Origin of the sequence: Mesorhizobium sp. M4B.F.Ca.ET.089.01.1.1 (assembly GCF_004022605.1) — a bacterium.
Taxonomy (GTDB): Bacteria; Pseudomonadota; Alphaproteobacteria; order Rhizobiales; family Rhizobiaceae; genus Mesorhizobium; species Mesorhizobium abyssinicae.
On record NZ_RZOS01001264.1, the window covers coordinates 1 to 548 of the forward strand.

The window sequence follows — 548 nt, forward strand, 5'->3', positions numbered from 1 at the left end:
CTTCAGCAGGGCGACAAGCAGATCCTCGACCAGTTCTGGACCTCGTGGATCGCCTTCGATTCCGGCGGCAACCACGGCCTGGTCTATTTCACGCAGATGCTGTCCTACCGCTGCGCCATCAAGGAGGTTCATTACGGCCTCGACGGCGCTGCGCCCGACAAGGAGATCAAGATGCCGCCCTGCGACAAGAAGGATCCCTACGCCATCCCCTACGACTACCAGCCCTATTTCAAGGTCGCCGACAGCGTGAAGTCGATGTCGGTGCAGGTCACGTATACGGACGGCACCAAGTCGCCGGTCAGGGAGTATAAAAGGCAATAGGGGCGGCCCGTTTGTAGCGCTACCGCACCCTTTCCAACGCTGGCGCTGCCCCTCACCTGCCTGCCGGCATCCTCTCCCCGTATAGTGACGGGGAGAGGGGCGCTCTCATCCTCCCCTTTCGCCAATCAGCAACGCTGCAGGAGGGCGCCGCCGCTGCGGCCAGCTGTCCAGCCGATAGATGGGTAACAGAATGGACCGGATACATAGGTAACAGTTCTCCCCCTATG

Annotated in this window: 1 pseudogene; it reads left to right on the plus strand. The window is 61.1% G+C overall.

Annotation, left to right across the window (positions count from 1 at the left end):
• Positions 1-321 (plus strand): annotated as a pseudogene (locus EN780_RS37080) (methyl-accepting chemotaxis protein); the annotation flags it as partial.
• Between the last annotated feature and the right edge of the window lie 227 nt (positions 322-548).